General features: G+C 44.0%; 18 protein-coding genes. 15 read left to right on the forward strand and 3 right to left on the reverse strand.

Annotated features, from left to right (window positions below):
* The first annotated feature begins 58 nt into the window (after window positions 1-58).
* The 14 genes from P22_RS14290 (at window position 59) to P22_RS20610 (ending at window position 18,301) form a co-directional block, all read left to right on the forward strand.
* The gene (locus tag P22_RS14290) at window positions 59-1,525 is read left to right on the forward strand and encodes a sulfatase-like hydrolase/transferase (RefSeq protein WP_054260910.1); all 1,467 of its coding nucleotides are present in this window, start codon (window positions 59-61) and stop codon (window positions 1,523-1,525) included.
* Between the two features lie 15 nt (window positions 1,526-1,540).
* The gene (locus P22_RS14295; protein ID WP_054260911.1) at window positions 1,541-3,790 is read left to right on the forward strand and encodes an arylsulfatase; all 2,250 of its coding nucleotides are present in this window, start codon (window positions 1,541-1,543) and stop codon (window positions 3,788-3,790) included.
* Between the two features lie 219 nt (window positions 3,791-4,009).
* Window positions 4,010-5,344 carry a PTS sugar transporter subunit IIC gene (locus P22_RS14300; protein ID WP_054260912.1) on the forward strand — a complete coding sequence of 445 codons (1,335 nt, stop codon included), beginning with the start codon at window positions 4,010-4,012 and terminating at the stop codon, window positions 5,342-5,344.
* A 72-nt stretch (window positions 5,345-5,416) separates the two neighbouring features.
* Window positions 5,417-7,684: an arylsulfatase gene (locus P22_RS14305; protein WP_054260913.1), complete on the forward strand. Its 2,268-nt coding sequence runs from the start codon at window positions 5,417-5,419 to the stop codon at window positions 7,682-7,684.
* A 219-nt stretch (window positions 7,685-7,903) separates the two neighbouring features.
* Window positions 7,904-9,136, forward strand: coding sequence for an anaerobic sulfatase maturase (locus P22_RS14310; protein ID WP_216598085.1), 1,233 nt, complete (start codon window positions 7,904-7,906; stop codon window positions 9,134-9,136).
* Between the two features lie 222 nt (window positions 9,137-9,358).
* Entirely contained in the window at window positions 9,359-9,667 is a 309-nt protein-coding gene (locus tag P22_RS14315; RefSeq protein ID WP_054260915.1) for a PTS sugar transporter subunit IIB, read from the forward strand.
* 79 nt (window positions 9,668-9,746) lie between these two features.
* A complete protein-coding gene (locus P22_RS14320) occupies window positions 9,747-10,049 on the forward strand; it encodes a PTS lactose/cellobiose transporter subunit IIA (RefSeq protein ID WP_069972829.1) in 303 nt (100 codons plus the stop codon).
* 160 nt (window positions 10,050-10,209) lie between these two features.
* Window positions 10,210-10,794: a chromate transporter gene (locus P22_RS14325; RefSeq protein ID WP_054260917.1), complete on the forward strand. Its 585-nt coding sequence runs from the start codon at window positions 10,210-10,212 to the stop codon at window positions 10,792-10,794.
* A 30-nt stretch (window positions 10,795-10,824) separates the two neighbouring features.
* Window positions 10,825-11,364 (forward strand): chromate transporter, encoded by a 540-nt coding sequence (locus P22_RS14330; protein WP_054260918.1) that lies wholly within the window; start codon window positions 10,825-10,827, stop codon window positions 11,362-11,364.
* A 93-nt stretch (window positions 11,365-11,457) separates the two neighbouring features.
* Entirely contained in the window at window positions 11,458-12,585 is a 1,128-nt protein-coding gene (locus P22_RS14335; protein ID WP_054260919.1) for an anaerobic sulfatase maturase, read from the forward strand.
* 32 nt (window positions 12,586-12,617) lie between these two features.
* Entirely contained in the window at window positions 12,618-14,552 is a 1,935-nt protein-coding gene (locus P22_RS14340) for a BglG family transcription antiterminator (protein WP_054260920.1), read from the forward strand.
* Window positions 14,553-14,827: 275 nt separating this feature from the next.
* The gene (locus P22_RS14345; protein WP_054260921.1) at window positions 14,828-16,300 is read left to right on the forward strand and encodes a hypothetical protein; all 1,473 of its coding nucleotides are present in this window, start codon (window positions 14,828-14,830) and stop codon (window positions 16,298-16,300) included.
* An 89-nt stretch (window positions 16,301-16,389) separates the two neighbouring features.
* Window positions 16,390-18,090 (forward strand): methyl-accepting chemotaxis protein, encoded by a 1,701-nt coding sequence (locus P22_RS14350; RefSeq protein ID WP_054260922.1) that lies wholly within the window; start codon window positions 16,390-16,392, stop codon window positions 18,088-18,090.
* Window positions 18,091-18,145: 55 nt separating this feature from the next.
* The gene (locus P22_RS20610) at window positions 18,146-18,301 is read left to right on the forward strand and encodes a hypothetical protein (RefSeq protein ID WP_156318977.1); all 156 of its coding nucleotides are present in this window, start codon (window positions 18,146-18,148) and stop codon (window positions 18,299-18,301) included.
* Between the two features lie 39 nt (window positions 18,302-18,340).
* On the opposite strand, the gene P22_RS14355 is transcribed toward P22_RS20610, so the two are convergent.
* Window positions 18,341-18,610, reverse strand: a complete 270-nt coding sequence (locus tag P22_RS14355) for a hypothetical protein (RefSeq protein ID WP_054260923.1) — start codon at window positions 18,608-18,610, stop codon at window positions 18,341-18,343.
* 191 nt (window positions 18,611-18,801) lie between these two features.
* Here P22_RS14355 and P22_RS14360 point away from each other — a divergent pair, with 191 nt between their 5' ends.
* Window positions 18,802-20,037: a DUF438 domain-containing protein gene (locus tag P22_RS14360; protein ID WP_054260924.1), complete on the forward strand. Its 1,236-nt coding sequence runs from the start codon at window positions 18,802-18,804 to the stop codon at window positions 20,035-20,037.
* Window positions 20,038-20,048: 11 nt separating this feature from the next.
* Here the strand turns inward: P22_RS14360 and P22_RS21025 are convergent, their stop codons facing one another.
* Together P22_RS21025 and P22_RS21030 are read right to left on the reverse strand one after the other, a co-directional pair.
* A complete protein-coding gene (locus P22_RS21025; protein ID WP_054260925.1) occupies window positions 20,049-20,405 on the reverse strand; it encodes a GIY-YIG nuclease family protein in 357 nt (118 codons plus the stop codon).
* Window positions 20,395-20,760, reverse strand: coding sequence for a PDDEXK family nuclease (locus P22_RS21030; protein ID WP_054260926.1), 366 nt, complete (start codon window positions 20,758-20,760; stop codon window positions 20,395-20,397). Before P22_RS21030 ends, P22_RS21025 begins: the two co-directional genes overlap by 11 nt.
* Window positions 20,761-21,070 lie beyond the last annotated feature (310 nt).

Here is a 21,070-nt window from a genome sequence, read left to right on the forward strand (position 1 = left end):
GTCTAGAGTCTTGTGGAAAGAATAATTCGATAGAGTTAATGAGCTAAGGGGGATTTATATGGGAAAGCGGCCCAATATGGTAATTTTTGTTGCGGACCAAATGCGGGCGGACGCCTTGGGGCACTTGGGAAACCGGGCGGCTATTACCCCAAATTTGGACAAGGTGGCACAAACTGACGGTGTGTCGTTCCGTAATGCGTATTGCCAGAACAATGTTTGCGTTCCCAGCCGCTGCAGTTTTTTAACTGGCTGGTATCCTCATACGCGGGGACATCGCACCATGCATTATTTACTGGAAAAAGATGATCCCATGCTGTTGAAAACGCTGAAACAGGAAGGGTACCATGTCTTGTGGCTTGGCAGGAATGATGTCATTCCTGCCGACCGGCCGCTTGACGAATATTGTCACGAGTACTACCAGGGCTATGAAGGCAGGACGGGATTTCAACATTTTTCTAACAAAGAGTGGGAAGAGGGGTATCGCGGGAAACCGGGGAACGATACCTATTATTCCTTTTTTGCAGGCAAGGGTGAGAAGGACAACGCTTTTGTCCAATATGACTGGAATTGCGTGAACAAGGCACTGGAGTTTATTAAAAATTGGCCGGAAGACAGCGAAATACCATTTTGCATTTACATTACCCTGATTTTCCCGCATCCGCCGTATGTGTGTGAAGACCCTTGGTTCAGTTCGATTGACCGGACGCTGATTGAGGATATTCGTCCGGCACCGGCGGAGTGGTCAGGAAAGCCCAGCATGCTGAAGAGCATTTATGAGAAACAAGGCTTATGCTCCTGGAGCGAGAAACGCCTGAAAGAATTGCGGGCAACCTATCATGCTATGGTTTCCAGGCTGGACCATCATTATGGTCTGGTAATGGCGGCTTTGAAGGAAAGGAAACTTTACGATGATACCGCTGTATTTATGTTCAGCGATCATGGGGACTATACCGGGGATTACGGGATTGTGGAAAAAACGCAGAATACCTTTGAAAATCCTGTCTGCAATGTTCCCTTTATCATTAAGCCTTCCAGTAGAGTAAAAGTGCAGCCCAGGGTGAGCGATGCACTGGTGGAGCTTGTCGACTTATGTGCAACTATTGCGGACATGGCCGGATTTGAATTGCCTTATACGCAGTTTGGCAAATCCATTGTACCGGTGTTAGCCGGTCAGGAGCAACACCGGGATGCTGTATTCGCTGAAGGAGGCAGAATCCATGGCGAATACCAGGCAACGGAAGCCGGCCATGGGCCGGAATCGCAATATTGGCCCAAAATCAGTACTCAATGCAGTGAGGGGCCGGAACATACCAAAGCCGTGATGGTCAGAGTGGGCCAATACAAGTATGTAGAACGGTTGTATGAAAAAAGCGAACTGTATGATTTGGCCTCTGACCCGTATGAACTGAACAATTTGATTGACAGCCCGCAGCATAAAGAGATCATTTTAAGTATGCGGGAAAGAATATTAAAGTTTTACATGGAAACAACGGATTTTGTTCCTAGTAAACGAGATAAGCGATAAGAGGGGGAAGATTTCATGAGGAGTTATTGGCGGAAAAAGCAGATGAAACGATGGTCGGCGATTGGATTGGCCTTGGCCACGGCTTTGAATATGACCGCTCCAGCGGTGCAGGCAGCCGTAACCAGTGGCAATCCAGCCACTGCTTCTGCCGGGGCGAATAAAGCAAAGACCAATTTCGTGTACATCGTATTAGACGATATGGGATTCAGTGATTTCGGCGCTTATGGTTCCGAAATCAAAACTCCTAATATTGACAAGCTGGCGGCTGATGGGCTGGTTTATAATGATTTTAATGTTTGTCCGGTTTGTTCGCCCACCCGCGCCTCGTTGATGACGGGCCGTGACAACCATGCAGTCGGCATGGGCTTTATTACTAACCTGGACATGGGGCCGGAATATCCGAATTTCCGGGCTCAGATTACCAATCAGGCGGCGACAGTTGCGCAGGTGCTGCAAGCCAATGGTTACAGTACCATGGGGGTTGGCAAATGGCATTTAACTCCTATTGCCCAGGTTACTCCGGCCGGGCCGTTTAACAACTGGCCCTTGGCCAAAGGTTTTGAACGGTTTTACGGCTTTTTAGGCGGGGAGACCGATCAATATAGTCCGTTGCTTATATATGATAATCACCAGATTAGTTCACCTAATATGACCAATTATCAGTTTACTGCCGATGTGGCAAAAATGGCCAAGCAGTTTATCACCGATCAGGTTTCTGTGACTCCCGATAAGCCGTTCTTTTTGTATACTGCTTTCAGCGCCGTACATACGCCGCTGCAGGCGCCGCAGAAGTATATAGATATGTACAATGGCGTGTATGATCAGGGTTATGATAAAATCCGGGAAGCACGGTTCGAAAAACAGAAGAAACTTGGCATCGTGCCTGCCAATGCAAAACTGACGCCGCGTGACGCCAATGTGAAAGCCTGGGACTCACTCACGGAGGATGAAAAGAAGGTTAGTGCCCGTTTTATGCAGATCTACGCCGGATTTTTGACGTATGCGGATGAAAAAATTGGTGAAATTGTAGATCATCTCAAAGCAACCGGGCAATACGACAACACCATGATTGTTATTATTTCCGACAATGGTGCGACAGCTCTTGGCGGAGAAAACGGCAATGATTTTGACATTAAAGCATATCATGGTGAAAAACCCCCGCTGGAGTATTTGAAAAAACATATTAATGATCTTGGAGGTGCTGATTTTGGAGGTGCATATCCGCGAAGCTGGGCGAATGTATCCAATACACCGTTCCCTAGCTACAAAGAGACGTTATACGCTGGTGGAACCCGTGCCCCTCTCATTATTCACTGGCCTAAGGGTATTGGTGTCACCGTTAACAATGTCCGGACCCAATATGCGCATGTAACGGATATTACTCCGACCGTATATGACATTGCCGGTATTAAGGCACCTGATACATTTAACGATATAAAACAGCTGCCGATTGATGGAACAAGTTTGCTGCCTACTTTTAAAAACGCAAACGCTCCTTCGATGCATGGAGCTCAGTACTATCTGCACAAGAGTAATCGTTCCATATATAAAGATGGCTGGAAAGCAATTTCAATTCATAAGAAAGGGACCTCTTTTGAACAGGACAAATGGCAGCTTTATCATGTTGATGAAGATTTTTCGGAAACAACTGATGTAGCCGCAAAATATCCGGAAAAACTTAAGGAATTACAGGCATTATGGAAAACGGAAGCCGAGCGGCATGGTACGCCGTTGAGAGAGGTCTATGAGATATATTCCGGCTCTAAGCAGGATGTGTATAAATATTATCCCGGTGTCGGTTCCATTGGCATGGGGGCCGCTCCTAATACGCCCGGACGGTCTTATACGGTTACCGTTCCGGTTACCAGAATGGATAAATCCCAGGAAGGCGTACTGTTCTCCATGGGTAATAATGGCTATGGTTATACCATGTTTGTAAAAAATAATAAATTGGTTTACGAATATCATTACTTTGGCACCGTTAACCGTATTGAAACGCCAATGCCGTTAGGTAAATCGGTAATTACGTATAAATTTGAGCAAAAAACGGGGGCTAAATCCGGAGTCGGACGTATGTATATTGACGGCAAGCTGGTTGGTGAAACGGAAATAGCCAAGCAGTTTAGGCTAACCGGTTCCGAGGCTATGGATATTGGCTGCGACCGGTATTCTCCGGTAAGTACGGAATATAAAAATAAAGGTGAGTTTCCTTTTACCGGACAATACGATTATGTGTTGTTTGAACTGCAACCGGATAAGAAGTAACCAATAAATGACGATTTGAGCAGGTATATACAGCGTATCTGCTCAAATTGATGAAATCAACACATAGGAATTTGGGTTAATTGTGTTATTATAGCCGGAATATACAATAGCCTAAAAGCAGGGCTGTATTGCAAATTTTGCTATTATTTCACAGGTGCAAAAAGATACAGAAGATTATTTAATTTTTATGAAAAAGAAAAGTAACAGGAGGTATAGGGGATGGCAATGTTTTCAGGTTGGCAGAACACAATAAAGGACAAGCTGGTTCCTTTGGCGGCAAGAGTAGGGGAAGAAGCTCATGTAGATGCGATGAAGTCCGGCTTAATGGCGGTAACTCCGCTGACCATTTTGGGTGGAGTTGCACTGATTCTGGCGCAGCCGCCGGTGAATGCCAAAATGATTGAAGGGACAAACTGGTTTACGGCGATGCTGCTGAGCTGGAAAGCGTGGGCGTCGGCACATGCAGCATTCCTGATGCTGCCGTATCAAATGTCGATGGGGATTCTTGGACTTTTTACTGTAATTGGTGTTGCTTTCTTTATGAGCAGGAAATATAAAATGAATGAGCTGAGCGGTGTGATTACGGCTCTTCTGACTTTTTTGTGCGTTGCGGCAACAGCGGGAACGGTGAATAAAGACACACCAGCCGTATTATATATGAATATGTCTTATTTGGATGCCAAGGGTATGTTTTTAGGGATCCTTATTGCGATGGGAACTATTGAAATCACCAGGCTGCTGGACCGGAAGGGGATAAAAATCACCATGCCGCCCAGTGTGCCGCCTATGGTCGCGGCTCCTTTTGAAGCTTTGATTTCCTTATTTGTGAATGTTTTTTTCTTTATGTTTTTAAATGAAATGTCTTTAACTCTATGGGGAATTAACCTGGCGCAGCTTACCATGAAGATCTTTTCACCGGTAGTTTCAGCCTCTGATTCGGCCGGGGGGATCTTGCTGATTATGTTTTTGCTGAATGGATTGTGGTTCTTTGGGATTCACGGTGGAGCAACAATCGGTGGAGTGACCATGCCGTTTTTTTTGTCCAATTTCGCGGAAAACGCTCAGGCCCTGGCGAACGGACAAGCTTTGCCACATGTTCTAGCAGGCCATTATTGGATCTTTTTCGCCAATTTTGGCGGGTCGGGTGCGGCGCTGGCCTTGATTGTAGCTGCTTACATTGTTGGTAGATCGGCTCATATGAAATCGGTATTTAAAGTGGGAATCATTCCTGTACTGTTCAATGTGAGCGAACCGATTCTATTTTCGCTGCCGATGATTTTGAATTTATTTATCTTTGTCCCCATGGTGTTTGTACCCATGCTAAACGGTTTGATTGCTTATTATGCTTTCGACTGGAATTTGGTAGGACGAATTTATATCAATGTACCGCTGACCACTCCGGGGCCCATAGGTGCGTTTCTATCGACAATGGATTGGCGCTCCGTCATTCTTTGGTTTAGCTTGATGATTGTTGATGTTATTTGCTATATCCCGTTCCTGAGGGCATATGATAAAGTTTTGCTGAAACAGGAAGAATCACCCATCGAACAATAAAAAGGATTATTAAAATTAGTCATTTTTCATGATTGTGTTTAGGGAATCTTTTTCTTGGGGGGAGGAAGAAATATGATGATAACGAAAAAAAGAAAATTGCTGATCGGATTGTCTGCTCTCAGCTTAACGTTGGCTGCAGTCACAAACTTGTGCATGCCGTTGGCGTTGGCTAATGAAACGGACCGAAATACGGGAACGCCAAAAACAACCGGGCAGATGCCAAAAACAAAGCCCAACGTAGTATATATCGTATTGGATGATATGGGCTATTCCGATCTTGGCAGTTATGGCTCGGAAATCAAGACACCGAATATTGATAAACTGGCAAATGACGGATTGATTTATAATAATTTCAACACATGCCCGGTTTGTTCGCCAACTCGCGCCTCGTTACTTACCGGACGCGATAATCATGCCGTAGGCATGGGGAGTTTGGCCAGTGTGGATTTAGGACCGGAAAATCCCAATATGAGAGCCAGGATTAACGATAATGCCGCAACGGTGGCGCAGGTGCTGAAAGCAAATGGATACAGCACCATGGGCGTAGGGAAATGGCATGTTGCCCCAATCAGCACGGCAACACCGGCCGGTCCGTTTGATTATTGGCCGTTAGCCAAGGGCTTTGAACGGTACTATGGTTTCTTGGGTGGGGAAACGGATCAGTATGATCCGGTACTGATTTATGATAATCATGCGGTAGATACACCAAAACAGCCGGGTTATCAGTTTTCTGCCGATATGATTGACAAAGCCAATCGGTTTATTAGTGACCAGGTCACGGTTGCTCCGGATAAACCTTTCTTTCTGTATGTAGCATTGGGGGCTGTTCACTCGCCGCACCAGGCGCCGCAGAAATATATTGACATGTATAAGGGTGTATATGATAAAGGCTGGGATAAAATCCGCGAGGAACGTTTTGCCCGGCAAAAGCAGTTGGGCATTATCCCTGCTGATGCACAGCTTACGGAACGGGATGCTAAAGTAAAAACATGGGAAAGTTTATCTGCCGATGAGAAAAAGCTGTTTGCCCGTTATGAAGAAACCTATGCCGGTTTCCTTACGTATGCCGATGAACAAATTGGCCGTCTGATTGATCATTTAAAGGCAACCGGACAGTATGACAATACCATCATTACAGTCATTTCCGACAACGGCGCAACCGACACAGGCGGAGAGTATGGGACGGATTATGATTTAAAAGCGTACCGTTCGATCAGTATGACCCCGGCGGAACTTATCGCCCGCAAGGATAAAATAGGAGGACCGGAATTTCGCGGGATATATGCCAATGGCTGGGGAATGGTAGGAAATACTCCTTTTTCCGGATACAAGTTTGGTTTATATAACGGAGGAACCCGTGATCCGCTGATTGTGCATTGGCCTAAGGGCATCAAGGCAAAAGGAGAAATACGCAGTCAGTACGTTCATGTTACGGATATTACGCCAACTGTTTACGATATATTGAACATTGATGCACCCAAGAGCTTTCAGGGGGTTAATCAACTGCCGCTTGACGGGAAAAGCATAGTGGATACGTTTGCCGATGGCCAGGCACCCACCAAACATAATGTTCAGTATTATCTGTTTCAGAGTGACCGTTCCATTTATAAGGATGGTTGGAAGGCGATTTCCAATCATAAGAAAGGAACTTCCTTTGAACAGGATACCTGGAAATTATTTAACCTGAATGAGGATTTTTCCGAATCACGGGATGTGGCTGCGGCAAATCCGGAAAAACTTAAAGAGTTACAGGCATTATGGCAGAAAGAGGCAAAAGAGCATGGTGCCATTTTAAAAGAAACTCTTTCGGTACCTACGGCGTTCAGAAGAGATGTATACAAGGCGTATCCGGGAGTCAACCAGATGAGTTCCGGCGCTGGTCCCAATACGTATAATAAGTCCTATACCATTACGGTTCCCATCGAGCGGGACAGTAAGTCCCAGGAAGGGGTGCTGGTATCCCTGGGCAATTCATCGGCCGGATATGCGTTATTTATACAAAATAATAAGCTAATCTATCAGCACAATTATTTTGATAAAGAAATTACCCGGATAGAGTCAAATGAAAAATTGCCGTTGGGAAAAGTCGAGGTGAAATATGCCTATACTAATACCGGTTCCTATACGGGAAAAGGACAGCTTTTCATTAATGGAAAATTAGTTGGTGAAAAATTGATACCGCATACGCTATTCCAATCAAGCGATGAAACTTTCGATATCGGATGTGACCGCCACGGCATTGTGAGTGCATCCTATAAGGATAAGGGAGAATTCGCTTTTAACGGGAAGTTTGAATATGTGCTGTTTGAAATGCAACCTGCTTCCCAAGCCGCAAAATAAGAATAGAGGCCTTTCCTGTTAGAAAGAAAAACAGGAAAGGCCTCTTGTCGCTTTTCCTAAGTAATTAGGAAATTTGTTTAATGGTGTTTGAAACTGCAGTGATATACAATATAAAAAAGATGCCTTTGCAGCCAGGGGGTGCTGTGAATGGGTGCCAGCATGCTTTTATTAATTGTTAAAAGGTGATAGAGGATGGTAAACAGCCCAAGATCCGTTCACATGTTAGCGAAACCGGCAGGACCGCAGTGTAATTTAAGTTGTAAATACTGTTTTTATACAGAAAAGACGGCTTTGTATCCTTCAACAGAAAATTATCATATAACCGGTGAAGTGTTGGAGACGTTTATCCGTAAATATATCCAGTCACAGCAGACACCGGAGGTGGCTTTTGTCTGGCAGGGGGGAGAACCTACTTTGCTGGGACTGGATTTCTACCGGAAAGCGGTTGCTTTGCAGCAACAGTATGCTGGTGGTAGAAGAATAACCAATTCCCTGCAAACGAATGGTATACTGTTAAACGATGAGTGGTGCCGGTTTTTGAAAGAAAATGATTTTCTCGTCGGACTTAGCTTGGATGGGCCGGAGGCTGTTCATGACCGTTACCGGCGGTATAGCGACGGAAGACCTTCTTTTCAAAGTGTAATGAAAGGATTGAGGTTGTTAAAAAAATATCAGGTTACCTATAATGTCTTATGTTGTATTACCAGAGAGGCGGCTTCAAGCCCTATCGATATTTATCGTTTTTTTAAAAATGAAGGCGTTAAGTATATTCAGTTTATTCCCATAGTGGAGAGAATGACTGATGGATTGGCAGAGGCATTAGGCTTAAGGCTGGCAACGCCGGTTTCTTTACGCGGGCCGAACTCCCAGCCTGAAGTGACGGAGTGGAGCGTTGAAGCGGAGGCATATGGCGATTTTCTGATTAAAGTGTTTGACCGATGGGTACGGCATGATGTTGGTGATATTCATGTGATGAACTTTGAGTGGGCATTAGCCTCCTGGATGGGGCTGCCGTCAACTGTCTGTGTTTTTGCCGAGAATTGCGGCGAGTCACTGGTCATGGAACATGATGGGCAGGTTTTTTCCTGTGATCACTATGTTTATCCCGATTTCCGGCTGGGCAACATCCTAACAAACTTGCCCCAGGACATGGCGGCTTCCGACAAGCAGAAGCAATTTGGTCTAAATAAATCAGCCAATTTGCCCGATTGTTGCCATCGCTGTGAAGCCTATTTTGCCTGTCGTGGTGAGTGCCCGAAACACAGGTTTTTAATGTCACCTGACGGAGGACCCGGCCTTAATTATTTGTGCCAGGGCTATAAAAAATATTTCCGTCATATTCATCCCTATATGAAAGTTATGGTTCAGTTAATTGAGAATCACCTTCCTGCTGCTAAAGTAAAAGAGGTAATAAAAGGGCCGCTGGTTGTTGCCCGCCGATCGGGAATATGATGTGATAATAATGAATCTTCATAAACGAAAATTTAATTAATTACCGTATAAAGATTTTTTGTATACGGTTTTTTGTTTTGGTGAAATAGCCGAGGCTGACTTATGTAGGGGTTTCCTCACTGGTTAGGAAATTTGTTTAATTGTTCCGGTAGTAGAGGGGAAGGTAAAATAGAACGTAGGAAGTTTCACTTAGTTAGCCAAGATGACAGGGGAGGTTTTGAAATGAATATTTTATTGGTATGTGCTGCCGGTTTATCGACAAGCTTGTTGGTGAATAAAATGAAGGCGTCATTAACTGAGGAGCAAAAGGGCTGGAGAATTGAAGCCCATCCGATTGCCGAAACGGCGGATTTTATTAATGACTTTGATGTGATTTTGCTTGGGCCGCAAGTGGGTCATAAACTGAACGCAGTTAAAAAAGATTTCGAATCCTATAACAAACCGATTGCCGTCATTAATCCGGTGGACTATGGCATGGGGCGGGGAAAAGAGGTTGTCGAATTTGCGGCCAAGCTTTATAGGGAGCAATAACGAGTGGATTTGTATAGCTGGCTGAATTGAAATTGGTAACAAGAAAACCAAATGTGAATCTGAAAGGTGATCAATCAAGATGAATGAAGAAACATTGATGATGATGATACTGGGAGCTGGAGAAGCCAACCGACTGGCTATGTCTGCTATCAGTGAAGTGAAGAGTAAAAATTTTGACAAGGCTAGAGAACTCATTAAGGAAGCCAGCAAAAAATCGGTGGAAACCCATAAAATTCAAACCGAGTTGATACAAAAAGAAGCCCGCAATGAAAAAGTTGAATTAAGCTTGTTGATGGTCCATGCGCAGGATCATTTAATGAATTCCATTTTGGTTATTGATATGGTGGAAGAATTGATTGATGTGTTTGAGGCTTATCAATAAACAGATAGGCATGTACCGTAACAATAAGAGTGGATGTGTAGACTACGGAGACAACCGACAACTTTTGGTGATAGAACCGATAGCCTCAACAATGGATAATTGCCTTGTTGGGGTTATTGCAAATATAGTTATGGAAATTAACAATAAGTAGGTATTTTTAATGGGAAAAAGTGAGAAAAAGTACCGGTTCTTTTTATGTGTCGAACTGTTTTGGAGCTTTTTTAAATTGTCCCCTATTTCATTTGGCGGCGGCTTTGCCATGGTACCGGTGTTGGAACGGGAAATCGTCACCAAGAAACAATGGATTGAAAAAGATAAAATCGTGGATATTTTCGCACTGGCTCAGTCGGCTCCGGGAGCCATTGCTACCAATTCAGCTATTTTTGTCGGCTACCAGATTGCCGGCGTGCCGGGTGCTTTTGCCGCTATGCTGGGAATGGTTATTCCAACCTTTGTGATTGTAGTCGCATTAGCATCGGCGTTTGTTTCCTTTCAGCACAATGAACATGTTCTGGCCGTTCTGGCTGGCATCCGCCCGGTGATTGTGGCGCTGATTGCTTCTGCTGCTTATAAAATGGCCCATTCGGCATTGATCGATAAGATTAGCTGGCTGATATGCCTGGGAAGTCTGGCTGTATTATTGTTTTGCCCGCAATTTAATATCATTCTGGTTATTTTGACAGGGGCTTTGCTGGGCGTCATTATCACCAGTATTAAAGTGCGGACAAGAGATAGAGAGGCTTAAGGTAACTATAAAGAAAGTGGACGAAACGAGATGCATTTATATTTAGATCTGTTTATTACGTTTTTCAAAATCGGATTTGTCGGATTTGGCGGTGGCTATGCGATCATTCCGATTATTGAGAGTGAGGTAACACGGCACCAATGGCTTGATACCAAACAGCTTACCGACATTATTGCCATTGCGGCAATGGCCCCGGGACCGATCGCTGCCAACAGCGGATCAGTCATTGGCTTTAAGCTAGCTCAAGGCATTGGTGCGGTTATAACCTGTGTAGCGATCACGCTGCCTTCATTATTGGTCATTTTGATACTGGGAAAGCTATTTCTCAAGTTTCAGGATCATCCTTTAGTCCGGTCAATATTTTACGGCCTGAGGGCAACGATTATTGGAACGATTGTGTTTGCAGCGGTTAAATTCGCCATCAGCAATGGCATTGTGGGCGGCAGCAGCTTGATTGACTGGAAGAGTGCTGCCATTGTGCTAATTAGCTTTTGGCTTTTAGTAAAAAGCAAAGTAAATCCAGTTTTCCTGCTCATTGGAGCAGGAGTTGTCGGGGAATTGATATTTTAAGTATGTATTGCAAAAAACGTGTAACATAATGTAATATTATGTCGAATACGTTGGTGTCTAAATTATCCTAATTACAGATAAAGGAGAGAATATATGCCGCCTTTGGTGCTGATGGTGAAGCCGGCATCCAGTGATTGCAATCTGGCCTGCTCCTACTGCTTTTACCATTCGCTTGCCCGGGAAAGAAACACAGCGTCCTATGGCAGGATGTCGGACGATTGCCTGGAATGCCTCGTAAAGAAAGCCATGCAATATGCGGAGGGCTCCTGTACTTTTGCTTTTCAGGGCGGAGAGCCGACTCTTGCCGGACTGGATTTTTATAAGCAATTTATCTCCTTAGAGAAAAAATATAATGTCCGGGGAATTGACGTTCAGCATGCACTGCAGACTAATGGAACGCTAATTACCGGGGAGTGGGCAAGGTTTCTTGCCGGGAACCGTTTTATGGTAGGCCTGTCACTGGATGGAAGCGTTGACCTTCATGATGCCAACCGGCTGGATGTTAACGGGCAGGGCACTTATCACCGGGTAATGAATGCGCTCCATTTGCTGGATGAATATCATGTGGACTATAACGTGCTGGCTGTCATAAGTAAAACAATTGTCCGGAAAGGTCGGAAAATTTATAACTTCTTTAAAAATAAACAGATCAGGTATGTCCAGTTTATTCCATGCATAGAACCATATGGGAAATATACCCAAACCTATTCACCTAGCCCAAATGAATTTGCTGCTTTTCTAATGGAAGTATTTGATCTTTGGTACAGTGACCTAAAAAAAGGGAAAGCGGTTAGCATTCAGTATTTCGACAATCTGCTCGGGTTGGTTGCGGGGTTTGCTCCCGAAGTATGCGGCATGTCCGGAAGTTGTCAGTGCAATTTAGTCGTGGAGGCAGATGGGGGGGGATACCCATGCGATTTTTATGCAACTGATGCCTGGCACTTAGGTAATATAAGTGAAATGGATATCGGTGATTTTGTACATACCGGACAGGCTCGGCGGTTTGTAGACAGTTCCCGGCATATCCACGAAGAATGTAAAATTTGCAAATGGTATTCGTTTTGCCGCGGAGGCTGCCGGCGGTTTAGAGAACCATTTGACGGAGAACAACCTGGTTTAAATAAATTTTGCAAAGGATATAAGCGATTTTTCCCATATGTGTTACCAAGGCTACAAATTCTTGCGCAGAAAATACTTGATACCGGGAAGCTGCGCACCTAGTAAGATCGCAAAAAGAGGGGGCGGTGTAAGACTTGTTACAAAAAAGGCAAAAAATAATTCTTCAATTGTTGCATGATTCGCCTAAGCCTCTGTTAGGCAAACAATTAGCCCAAAGGATTAACGTTACTTCCAGAACCATTCGGTCGGATATTAAGATTTTGAATGAAGTGCTCCGGCAGTTTAAGACGGAAATTGCTTCTTCCAGACGGGATGGATACTATATCGAAGATAGAGACATACTTGCTAAAGTAATTGCCAGTATGGTAGATGAAAAAGAAAAGTTGGTAAGAATACCGAATACACCGTCGGAACGGGTTATCTTTATTATTTTTAAGCTGGCATTTTCCGTTGACTATATTAGTATGGAAAGCCTGGCAACCATGATCTTTGTCTCTAAGACTACCATTAATTATGATGTCAAAAAGATCATCGAACTTGTGAAAAAGTGCAAGGGAGTGGAATTGATCGTTTCACCGCTTAAAGGGCTCCTACTAGTGGGAACAGAGAGAGGAAAGCGGATGCTTCTCTCCGACCTATTGAGCCGGGGTAGGAATATAAAGGATATTCTGCTTCTATCTCAACAATATCCCTACATTTATTTGGGTGATCACCTGGATAAAGAAGGCCTGTTTTTATTTGAAACCATTGTCAATGTACTTAACCGCTTTGGCTATTGCTTGACAGACAAGGATGTCGGGGTCCTGGTAACCGATATACTGATCAGCATAAAAAGAATTCAACTGGGCTGCCATATCGAAGAATGTGGAGAAAAAGTTGATACTAAAATTGTCAGTTCATTTGTAAAGGATATTGAGAAGTTTTTTAATGTGGACATTGACGAGCAGGAAATGTCTTATTTCCAGCAGCGCTTTAACGCCAAAAGACTGTTGGGGGTTTCCGATTGTGAATATAACTATGCGGAAGAAACAGAAACCATTATCAACGAATTTTTAGAAGAGATAAAGAAAAGTTTCGACCTTGATTTTTCCAATAATCTGAGCTTTAAAAGTAACCTGATTTTGCACATCAACCCCATGATTAACCGCTTAAAAGAACACCGGTTCGAAGAAAACGCACTGATTGATGAAATCAAAAAAAATTATCCGTTTGCTTTTGAAATAGCCACATTGATGATTGACGTAATGAAAGATAAACTACAGGTCGTCATTAATGAATCGGAAGTTGCTTATATCGCATTGCATGTGGCAGTTGCGCTGGAAGAATCTTATGAAAGAATTCAGGTTGCGATTATTTGCGGCTCCGGACTCAGTATGGCGCAGTTGCTAAAAAGAAAATTATTATCCTATTTTAACAGCCAGGTTAATATCATCGGCCAATTTTCACTGTACCAATTGAACAACATTGTGAAAGGCGAATTTGGCAAGGTGGATTTAATTGTTACGGTTTTACCGTTGAAAGTCGACAATATCCCTGTAGTCCAAGTGAATCCGCTGATCATGGAAGAAGATCTGGTTAAAATCAGACAATACCTGAATAATCCGGTTATGTTGAATCAGCGGTTACAACAGAAATCGGAATTTAGTTTTTTTAAGGAAAATTTATTCGAATATTTTGACATGGAGACGGATTACTTAGTTTGTATTCAGGCATTAACCAAACGGTTAAAACAGGAGAATGTTATTACTGATGAACAAAAGTTTTATGAATCGGTCGTACAGAGAGAAAATTTGTATTCAACCATCTTAGACGGGATGATTGCCATTCCTCATCCATTGGAGTCATTTTCCAAAACTACGGTAGTCTCTGTGGGGATATTAAAGGAAGCGGTAAAATATTGCGGCAAGAAGGTGAAGCTGATCCTGTTGTTTGCTGTAAACACCAGGGAAAGCGAGAAGCTCAAAATGTTGTTTGCCATGCTGGAAGAGTTGTTGGATTCTCAGGACAAGCTGAACGAATTAACAAAATGTACAAGCTATGAAGAGTTTATGGAAAAAATGGAAACATGATTACTATATTGTGTAGAATGGAATGGCCCGGGATTTGATTGTGCAGGCTGTCTTGATGGCAGCTTCCAATCAGTTAGGTGCCGTTTTTTTTGTATTAAATTAATACCGCCAGTCAGGAAATCCTGCTTTTTTATTTTCCTAACCGGTGCCAATTTATAGGAAAATAATTTGATGGTGTAAGATTTTGATTAACTATATAATAATTCCCAGGTGAAAAATGGTAAAGTATCGTTTTCTGGATATCTAAAATTCTTGTTTGTAAAGGAGAAGTATATATGGGTAAACAGGCCAGTTTGACATTGCCATCAGGATTTTCGTTCAACTATGAAAATTTATTTGGCAAAGGCAGAGTAACTTCTGAGGATATTGCCGGATTAGGCGACCGGTTTAAGACGGCTCACCGGGCTATTGAACACATGAGAAAAACGGGTGAAATTTGCGGGCACTTGTCTAAAGACGGTAAACCGGAAAAGGTGTTATTTTCGCAATTACCCTATGTTGCAAAAGGAAATTTGAATTCTCCGGAATCGATTTTACGTTTAAAAAAGTTTGGTGAAGCTCTTTGCTATCGGGTGGATGCCATTGTATCTTTTGGTATTGGCGGATCTTTTCTAGGCAATAAAGTGTTGTTTGATGTTCATTGTGGAGAATTTTGGAACTCGAAATCAGTGGAACAACGTGCTGGCTATCCGAAAATGTATTTTAACGGTAATAACATTGATGCCCGCCGAACGATGGAAATGATCAATCAACTGGATATGGATGCAGAAAAGAAGTATTTGAAAAAAGAAAGTCCTTACCGGGTTACGCTCATTGTTATGTCAAAATCGGGTGCCACGCTGGATACCATGTCCACTTTTATGGTTGCCTATCAGGCATTAAAAGAAAAAGCGCCGCTAATCGAGGTAGAAGTAGTTGCCGTTACCGACCCGGCCACTGGTGAAAAGCGGACTCTTTTGAAACAACTGGCTGATGAACAGGGGTGGACTACGTTCGCCATCCCCGACGGCGTCGGCGGGCGGTTTAGTGTGTTCTCGGAAGTTGGGTTGTTAACCGCTGCCTGCATTGGGTTGGATATAGATAAATTATTAGCGGGGGCCAGGGCGATGGATGAAGCCTGCCAAACGGAGGATCTGTGGGAAAATCCTGCTTTACTTAACGCTGTTTTGAAATATCTGGCAGCGGAAAATTATGGACGGGATATCGAAGTGTTTATGCCCTATGCCGATTATTTAAAATCTACGGCAGAGTGGTATGTGCAGTTGTTGGCTGAATCTCTTGGCAAGCGCTATGACCGGGAGGGTAGGAAAATATGTTATGGACGGACGCCAATTGTGGCTGTGGGAACAACGGATATGCATGCCCAGACGCAGCAACACCAGGAGGGCAAAAAGGATAAGGTGGTGCAGTTTGTTAAAATCGCTGATTGGGGTAAAGAGCCGGTGGTCCCGGATGTATTTCCTAATGCGTCAAAACTGTCTGAAATTGTCGGGATTCGATTAAGCCAGGCAATGGATGTTGCCTGTGAATCCAATGCAGAAGCACTGTGTTCGGAAAATAGATTTAATGCTGCTTTTATTTTGCCAAAATTGAACGAATACTATCTTGGTGAATTGCTGTATCTTTTAGCGTTATCCATTGCGTATGAAGGTGAATTGGCCAATGTAGACGCTTTTAATCAGCCGGGAGTGGAAGCGTATAAACGTATTATGGGGCCGAGACTAAAAGAATTAAAGAAGAATGGGTAAAGTTATTTTTTAGGGGAATCCGCTTTCACATAGAAGAATAGCGGTTTTCAATTTATATAGAACAAGGTAGAAAACAGGGGGAGTTTGTTATGAAATGGTTTAAAGATCTTACAGTGACTATACAAATCATAGCATTAGCTATTTTAACAGCTGTTTTTATAGCAATTATTAGCTATACGGGTTTTTACTTCAATAAAAAAGCGACAGTTTCACTAAATGAAGTTTATAACGACGAGATCTTGCCCATTTCTGTAATCAATAACTGCCGGGCAAGATTGCGTGCAGAACAGGCTGATCTATTAGCCGTAGTGCTGAATAAAGTACCTTTGGACGAGAAAAGCGAGAAGCGGACAAAAATGGTCCTTGTAGATTTGAATAAATATGAAAAAGATGGAGTTTCTACAGATGAAAAAGAGAAGATATCCTCGATAAAAAGCAAATGGATTGAATATTTAAACCTAAAGCAACAAATGATGGATTTGGCTTTGGCCGGTAAAAGTCAGGAAGCCTATAATTTTTACAGTTCAAGAATACATCCTATAATTGAAGGCATGGTGGGTGACTTATGGACTTTGAGTGAAGAGCATATTTTATCTGCTAAATTAGCAGACGAACAGAATGAAAAAAATGCTAAGCTTTCTAGCAGCATTATTTTGGCAACGTCATTATTCTCCCTGCTTGTATCCGTTGGTGCCGGTTTATGGATTGCCCGCCTGATTGGAAAACCTATTCAACAGGTAACCGTTGCGCTGACCGAAGTTGCAAATGGAACAATTAATATTAATGATCTGCCCGTTGAATCAAAAAATGAAATAGGACGATTGTCCATGGCACTCAATAAGATGAAAAATGAGATTGGGGGCATTGTACGACAGATTGGGGTGCATGCCGAACAGGTGGCTGCCTCTTCGGAAGAACTTACTTCCAGTGCAGAGCAGTCTTCTCAGGCGGCAACTCTTGTCGCTCAAACGATAAGTGAAGTAGCGTCCGGTGCCAATGAGCAAATGAATGCGGCTGATCATGCCAAAGGTGTGGTTGAAACCATGTCGGCGGGAATCAAGGAGATTGCCGAGGCTGTCGGTCATGTTACCGGAGTGGCGGAGAAAACCACCGGTATTACCCAGAATGGAGTAAAAGCAATTAGCGAAGTTACGAACCAGATACAGCATATTGCTTCGGGAAATGCGACGGTCCAACAGTCGATTGAGCATTTGGCGTCCAGTTCTAAAGAAATTGGTGAATTTGTTGGGGTAATTGGCAATTTAGCCAGTCAGACGAACTTACTGGCACTTAATGCGGCCATTGAGGCAGCCAGGGCGGGAGAACAAGGCAAAGGTTTTGCTGTGGTTGCCGAAGAAGTCAGAAAACTGGCCGAACAGTCTCAGGAGGCCGCGCAAAAAATTTCTGTGCTGATCAATGAAAATGAAGCTAATATGGAAAAAGCCGTGGGCGCTATAACGGAAGGCACGGCGGCTGTTAATGGTGGAATCGAAGTGGTTGGCAGCACCAGAAAAACATTTACGGATATAGCTTCGGCTATACAGGAAATGTCGGATCAAGTGCTGCGTATTTCAGCCTTGACTCAACAAATGTCAGGCGGCAGTGAGCAAGTTGTATCATCAGTTCAACTGATTGATAAGTTTAGCAAAAATCTTGCGGGGCACACCCAAACGGTGTCGGCGGCTACCGAGGAACAATCTGCTTCGATGCAAGAGATAGCTGCTTCCAGTGAAGCTTTAGCCAATATGGCCGAACAATTGAGGGGAATACTACATAAGTTTTCATTTTAGCTACAGGGAAAAATTGGCATTGATGCTATCTGCGGCACCAGCATGGGAGCGATTATTGGCGGATTATACGCTTGCGGCGTTACAACGGAAAGAATGGGAGTCATCGTCGGGATGTTTTGCCCTGGACGTGCGTAAGATGAAAGCAGCTATTCGTGCCGGTGAACGGGCAGCTGAAGCGCAGCATAAAAATATTGTAAAGCTGATCTCTTAAACCGGTGTTTTACTTTTAGGAGTGCATTAAAAAATCACGCTAAGGGGTTGTATCCAGTACTATGACACTGGAATTAACTACAATAAACACATCCAGTATATCTTTAAGGTCTTTAGGCAGGCCGATATTATGTCTAATACCCACGTCATTTAAGGCGACTTGAAGCGCAGCCTGAAAGGCAGGGGTCAATAATACCGACGGATTGGGTGAAATGATTGCACTAAGATTCGTGTACAGAAACACCTCTAATTCATCGCTGATATCAGGACGTATGTCTGTAGCATCGCTTGGGAACCGATTTCTAACCATACGGGCCTCCAGTACAGATGATTATACATTATATGATGGTATTATTCTTTTTGCCAACTCAGACCTTGCCGGAGTATTGAGGCAGTTTTCGGTTCTCTGAATTATTTAAGACTGTCCTGAGCCCTCTAACTGATAAGAATATTTTTTCCAGTTAGACCTAAAATATAGATATAAACAAGGGGGTATATTGGATGAGTGAGCTAATTAACAACCGTGAATATCGTAAACAGATTATTAAGGGTATCCTGCTGGATTTACACCGGGGAAAATCTGTGGAAGAAGTCAAGCCCCGTTTCGATGCAATAGCCGGGGATATGGAGCCGGCGGAGCTTTCCCTGATTGAACAAAGTCTGATTGATGAAGGAATTAAGGTTAGCGAAATTCAAAACCTCTGCGACGTGCATGCCGCCGTATTCAAAGAAGCGCTCGGCGGTAAACCGGACGAGGCAGTGCCGCAGGGACATCCGCTGGATATTTACCGGGATGAAAATCAAGCGCTGGAAACATTGATTGAAGAAGAGATCAATCCCTTGCTGGAAGAGTTCAAGGCATCCTCACCCGAACGTTCTGCCCCTCTGGCCCTCCGTCTGGCGGAGAAGCTGAACCTGCTCTGGGATGTGGACAAGCATTACAGCCGCAAGGAGAATCTGATTTTTCCCTTTCTGGAAAACTACGGCATAACCGCTCCCCCGAAGGTCATGTGGGGCGTCGATGATGAAATCCGCGCCCTGCTAAAGGATGCCAAACATCTCGCCTTACACTATCGGCCCGCCGACCAGAAGCAGTTGATTGCCAAAACCGAGAAAACTATAGAGCAAATCCGGGAAATGATTTTTAAAGAGAGCAAAATCCTGTTCCCTATGCTGCTGGAAACGCTGAGCGAGAATGACTGGCTGACCATTCAGGAGGACAGTGATCAAATTGGCTATTGCCTGATTGAACCGCAGATCAATTGGAAGCCGGCCGGACAGAATCAAGAGGCCGCTCCGGCCGCCCTGACATCCCGCAACGACGAGGAATACGTAAAGTTTGCCACAGGAGTGCTGACACCCAAAGAAATTGAGCATATTTTCAACCATCTCCCCATTGACATTACCTTTGTTGACAAAGAAGGAATAGTGAAGTTTTTCTCAGCCTCCCAGGAAAGAATATTTCACCGTACAAAAACCATTATCGGCCGCAAGGTAGAAAACTGCCATCCACCAACCAGCGTACACATTGTTGAGCAGATTGCAGCCGACTTAAAAAGCGGTAAGAAAGATCAGGAGTCTTTCTGGATAAAAATGGGGAATAAATTTGCATATATCCAATATTTTGCCGTCCGGGATGATCAGGGGGAATTTCTGGGTATCCTCGAGGCCACTCAGGATATTCAGCCATTACAGCAAATTAGCGGCGAAAAGCGGATTATGGATTCGGGCTGCTGAGAAAAAGCTAGTTATTGGATCAGTTCCGCTTCCAGACGGTCCATGCGGAAGTATTGCAGCAGTTTTATAAACCGGGGTAAATGCAGCGGGTCTTCCTGCATCCCGAACAGGTGGCTTGTACAGAGGCAGTCGGAACAGCCGAACCCGGGAATTTCCCAGTCGGCAATCGCGCCAATGGCCCCGGCCAGTTCATGTTCCAGATCGGCTGTGGTACGGATCGCAATGGCTCCATGGTATTCACAGCAAGCCCGCAAATAATCAATGTGCCAGTGAAACCGTTTCCGTTTCCGCTGATGCCGTTCCAACCGTTTGCTTAGATTGCTTTTGGCCGAACCAACATAAAGATAGTAGCCTTTTTTAAATACCATACTGCCTTTGCTGCCGATGACAACGGCCTGTTCTTCCGGCAGCCGGACGATAAAAATGTAGCAGCTGCGGAATGCGCTGGCGGTCGATCAAGGTTTCGGCAACCGTATTGCTGTAATGGGTATCCAGCATCACCGGTACGCCGTCCCGCTCAACGCCGATAATATTGTAACCGGTTTTCCTGGTTTTCTCGGCGGCAGGCACCAGATAAAGCAGGACTCCCGGGAAGAGCAGCTCCCACATTCGTCCGGGATTGGGCAAATGGGCAAGCTTGGTTTCACCGTTAACGTCGCATAATGCAACAAACCGGTTCAGCCTACTGTGAAACCGGGCTTTTATCATATCTGGGTACAACAACCCCTTTCCCTCCTTAACAGGCAACTTCAGCCCGCTTTTCGATATTCGGGCCCTTTACTGCTGCGGTAATTAAAACTGCCTGTCATAAACTTCCTGAATATTGGCAGCGCGTTTGAACTGCAAAAGACTGATAAGGCAAAAACAAAACAGAACCGTTAGATGCATAATACTTTTACGATTTAATCATAACATTTATCTGGCTGATCAGAAAAGCTGAAGGCTAAAGAATTTTCCTATCAAGGGTTCTTTGGCTTTTTTCTGTTTGGATAGAACTTTTACCCTGTCATACAGCCTGGTCTGCGAGAAAATG

The sequence above is a fragment of the Propionispora sp. 2/2-37 genome (assembly GCF_001298735.1).
Taxonomy (GTDB): Bacteria; Bacillota; Negativicutes; order Propionisporales; family Propionisporaceae; genus Propionispora.